This is a genomic window from Dietzia sp. DQ12-76 (genome assembly GCF_014145045.1).
Taxonomy (GTDB): Bacteria; Actinomycetota; Actinomycetes; order Mycobacteriales; family Mycobacteriaceae; genus Dietzia.
The window spans coordinates 1-4,586 of sequence record NZ_JAALDV010000241.1; the positions used below are offsets into that span (position 1 = coordinate 1).

4 protein-coding genes and 1 tRNA gene are annotated in these 4,586 nt (G+C 70.3%); 1 reads left to right on the forward strand and 4 read right to left on the reverse strand.

Annotation, left to right across the window (positions count from 1 at the left end; genetic code table 11):
- Positions 1-343: 343 nt before the first annotated feature.
- The 4 genes from G6019_RS09050 to G6019_RS09065 form a co-directional block, all read right to left on the reverse strand.
- On the reverse strand, positions 344-634 hold the full coding sequence (locus G6019_RS09050) for a SelT/SelW/SelH family protein (RefSeq protein WP_107758168.1): 291 nt from the start codon (positions 632-634) through the stop codon (positions 344-346).
- A 34-nt stretch (positions 635-668) separates the two neighbouring features.
- Positions 669-2,189, reverse strand: a complete 1,521-nt coding sequence (locus G6019_RS09055; protein ID WP_182612474.1) for an MFS transporter — start codon at positions 2,187-2,189, stop codon at positions 669-671.
- Between the two features lie 169 nt (positions 2,190-2,358).
- Positions 2,359-2,431: transfer RNA gene (locus tag G6019_RS09060), tRNA-Ala, on the reverse strand.
- A gap of 119 nt (positions 2,432-2,550) precedes the next feature.
- Entirely contained in the window at positions 2,551-3,108 is a 558-nt protein-coding gene (locus G6019_RS09065) for a helix-turn-helix domain-containing protein (RefSeq protein ID WP_017836307.1), read from the reverse strand.
- 84 nt (positions 3,109-3,192) lie between these two features.
- Here G6019_RS09065 and G6019_RS09070 point away from each other — a divergent pair.
- A partial coding sequence (locus tag G6019_RS09070; protein ID WP_182627455.1) for a bifunctional NAD(P)/FAD-dependent oxidoreductase/class I SAM-dependent methyltransferase occupies positions 3,193-4,586 on the forward strand: 1,394 nt, incomplete at its 3' end.

Below are 4,586 nucleotides of genomic sequence, written 5' to 3' on the forward strand. Positions count from 1 at the left end.
GGAAGCCCCGCACCGGCGAGGTTCGCGACGCTTCCGGCGTTGCACGCCGCGGTCGCCACGGAACCGACCGGCCCGCTGGCGGATCCCGGCAGCGAGCCCGTGACGGAGCCGAGTTGAGCGGACGCCGTCCCGGCGCCCGCGAAGAGGGTCACTGCGGCCACGCCGCACACGGTGAGAAGCCTTACGGACATGTCGTTCTCCCTGGTGTCGTCGACCGGCGGCAGCCGCCGCCTGAACTCCAGCACATCAGAGTTCCCTTACCCGGAGGCGAATTTCGGGCGGATTCCGGGTGCGGTCACGGCGAACGGGCGCCGTCGGGATCCTCCGGGACCGAGCTCCGCGGCTACTCGGTGGGCCCGACCCGGTCGGCGTGACCGAGCGACTTTCCCGGGGCGACGAGATCCCGGACAGCCCGCTTCAGTTCGGTGATCTCGGGGAATCCACCATCCCTCTTGCGGTTCCAGACCTGCTCGTCGCCGACGTCGATCCGGAAGGTGCCGCCGGTCGCTGGCACGAGCGCGACCTCACCGATCTCGCCCTCGAAGGTCTGCAGCAGCTCGCCCGCGTACCACTGGGCGCGAAGCGTCCACCGGCACTGCGTACAGAAGGTGATGGCGATCCGGGGAGACGGCATGTCGCCCACAGTGCCACAGGCGGACCATCCGGTCTCACTGCTCGGCGGGCTCCGTCGTCGTCGGATGCAGCTCGTACATCGAATCGATCTCCTCGACGCTCTTGCCGGTGGTCTCGATGCGGAACAGCCACGTGATGACCGCCCCGAGCAGTGAGGTCCCCACCAGGATCGCCAGGACGACACCCGTGCCCCAGGCGACCAGCAGTATCGGGAAGAGGAACGAGGTGAGCACGGCGCCCGACTTGGCGATGGACGCCGCCATGCCCGCTCCCGTCCCGCGCAGGGCCGTCGGGAACACCTCCCCCGCCACGACGTAGGTCATGGAGTTGGGACCGAGGTTGGTCATGAACTGGAACAGGATGAAGCCGGTGAAGACGAGCACCGTCTGCACCGACCCGTGGGCCAGGGTCGAGGAGGCGGCGATGGCGAGTCCGGTCGCGCAGCCGAGGAAGCCCAGGATCTGCAGCCGCATGCGGCCCCACCTGTTGATCAACACGATGGCGACCAGGATGCCCACCAGGAGGAAGACGTCGATGAGGGCGGCACCCTTGGCGCCGAACAGGTCCTTGTGGATGATCGCCGACGACGACGACCCACTGCTGGCGACGTTCCCGAGCGTGGTGGCGATGATCGTCGGCGTGAAGATGCCGATCCCGTAGGTGCTGAGGTCCTGGAGGAACCACGGGACCGACGCCAGGATGGTCGATCGCCGCCACGGCGTCCTGAACAGCGCGCGGACGTCGGTCGTCGCGGCCTCGGCCCCACCGTCCCGCCCGTCCGAGATCGTCACGACCGAGGGGTACCGCGGCGTGCGGGCGAGGAGCTTCGTGAGTTCGGCCTCGGCTTCCGCGCGGCGGCCGACGTTCGCCAGCCAGTGTGGGCTCTGTACGACGAACACCCGGCCGACGGCGACCAGTGCCGCCGGTACCACGACGACACCGAACATGAGTCGCCAGGAGTCGAGTGAGCTGGTGGTGCTGAGGATGGCGACGCCCACCAGGGTCCCCGCCACGGCGCCGACCGCCTGGAACGCGAATGCCGACAGCACCTTACGGCCGCGGCCGGCGGTCGACTGCGTCTCGGAGAGGATCGCGTGCGCGGTCGGGTAGTCGCACCCCAGCGCGACACCCATCCCGAACAGGCACACGAGGAAGACGGCGAACCCGGGTGCCACGGTGGCACCGAGCAGGAAGACGGTGAACAGGATCATCTCGATGAGGAACATCTGCTTGCGGCCGAAGCGGTCCGACAGTCCACCGAGGGCCGTGGCCCCGACCATGATGCCCGCGAGGGTCGCGGCCGTGAGCAACCCCGTCTCCACCGCCGAGAGTGACCAGTAGGCGGTGATGAGCGGCAGGGCCACCCCGATGAGGAACACGATCAGGCCCTCGAAGAACTTGCCTGCCGAGGCGAGCCAGAAGATCCTGCCCTGCATACTCGTCATGCCGCCCGCGACCGCCGGGGTGCCGTCCCGCCACCGGGGGGTCTCGTCGATGTAGCGCTGAACTGTGGAGGGGGCCCCGGGGTCGTCGCCCTCGGGCGCGGGTGTCGCCATGACGCAGAAGACTACTCAGGTACCTCCGGGTGCACCGGTGTCGCGGTAAACCCCGCGTGAACGATCACGCGGCCACCTGGCCGGGCCGGGCCGGGGCCGCACAGACCTGACAAGCGGAAAGGCCGTCCCCGCTTGCGCGGAAACGGCCTCTGAACTCGAAGTCCTTGGGTGGAGCTAAGGGGAATCGAACCCCTGACCTTCTCGATGCGAACGAGACGCGCTACCAACTGCGCTATAGCCCCTCACGGCCCTCGCGGGCCGTGTCGCCGCCCTTTCGGGAAGCAGTGCCGCCCTCTCGAGCAGCGAGGGATACCCTACCAGCACGGCCGGGCGACCGACCAAACCGGGAGCCCTGGAGACGTCACGAGCCCGCGGTGTGCGTGTGCATCCGCACGCCGTCGTCGTTGAAGATGCTGATCACCTGCGCCGGGCGTCCCCCGGCCGCGGACAGGCTGTGCGGGACCCTGGTGTCGAACTCGGCCGCCTCCCCGCGGGTGAGGATCAGCTCCTGGTCGCCGAGGACCAGGCGCAATTTCCCGGACAGGACGTAGAACCACTCGTACCCGTCGTGGACCCGGGGTTCGGGCGCCACCTTTGCCGGCGGGTAGGTGATCTTGTAGGTCCCCACCGATGACCCCTCGGGGGCCAGGGGCGCGATGACCATGCCGTCCCGGTGGACGACGGGCCGCCGCACCCGGGGGTCGACCGTGGTCGGGGCCACCAGGTCGTCCAGGCCGATCCCCAGTTGGCGCGTGAGCGGCAGCAGCAGCTCGAGACTGGCCTGCCGCTTGCCTGACTCGAGACGCGACAGCGTGCTGGCCGACATCCCGGCCCGCTCCGCCAACTCGTCCAGCGTCAACCCGCGGCTGTGTCGGTACGCGCGCAGCCGCACGCCCACCTGCTTGAGTTCTCCGCCCATCGGTCCTCTCCCGCCGTCGCCCGACTCCTTGCCAATAGTGCAAACATTCTTGCAGTTTTTGCACACCAGGCGTCAACTGTCCCCATGGACATCACTGAGGAGACACCAGAACACTGGGACACGATCGTGGTCGGCGGTGGGGCCGCGGGCCTGTCGGCGGCGCTCATGCTCGGCCGGGCCCGCCGCCGCTTGCTCGTCGTCGACGCCGGCGAACCGCGCAACCGCTTCGCCGCGCACATGCACGGAGTCCTCGGCCACGAGGGGATGGACCCGCTCGAGCTGCTCCGCCGGGGCCGCGAGGAACTGCGGCAGTACGACGTGACGGTGCGGTCCGGGTTCGTGACCGTGGTCCGGGACAGCGGGGTCGACGACGCGGGGAGCGGTGACGGAGCGAACGGGGGGAACGCCGCCCTGACCGTCGAGTTCGCCGATGCGGCACCCGTGACAGCCCGTGCTCTCGTCGTGGCGACCGGACAGACCGACGAACTCCCGGACATCCCCGGCCTGCAGGAACTCTGGGGCTCGAGCGTGCTCCACTGCCCGTACTGCCACGGTTGGGAGGTGCGCGGCAGCAGGATCGCGGTGCTGGGCACGTCCGCCATGTCGGCGCACCAGGCTCAGCTCGTCCGGCAGTGGACCGACGACCTGGTGTTCCTCACCGCCGGGAGTGGCGCCCCCGATGCCGAGGTGGCCGCCCGGCTCCGGGCCCGCGGCGTCCGGCTCGAGGAGTCGCCCGTCACCAGCGTCCTGTCCGAGGACGGACGACTGACCGGCGTCAGCCTGGCCGACGGACGACAGATCGCACTCGACGCGATCTTCGCCGCGCCCACCGCTCGGCCCCACGACCGGTTCCTCGACGGGCTCGACCTGGAGCGGACCACCTCCCCGCTGGGCACGGTTCTCGCGGTGGACCAGTTCGGTGCGACCAGCCATCCCCGCATCTGGGCGGCGGGCAACGTCGCCAACCCGGGAGCCACCGTGCCCGTCTCCATGGCCGCGGGGTCGATGGCGGGCGGGATGGTCAACATGATGCTGGTCAACGAGGACTTCGACGCCGCGACCCACACCCAGAACGCCTCCGGAGGCCCTGCCGACTTCTGGGAGGGCGAGTACGCGGGCGACGGACCCCGCTGGTCGGGGGCCGCGAACGCCACGACGGCGGCGGTGGTCGGCCCTCTCCCGGCCGGCTCGGCCCTCGAGCTGGGCTGCGGTGAGGGCGGAGACGCGGTCTGGCTGGCCGAGCAGGGGTGGCGCGTGACCGCGGTGGACCTGTCTCCCACGGCGGTCTCCCGCGGGGCGGAGGCGGCGGCGACCCGCGGACTGGCCGACCGTATCGACTGGGTGTCGCACGACCTGTCCACCTGGACCACCGACGAGCGGTTCGACCTCGTCACGGCCAGCTTCTTCCACTCCCCCGTCGACCTGCCCCGCACGCAGATACTCCAGCGTGCCGCCGAGCGGGTACGCCCGGGCGGTCA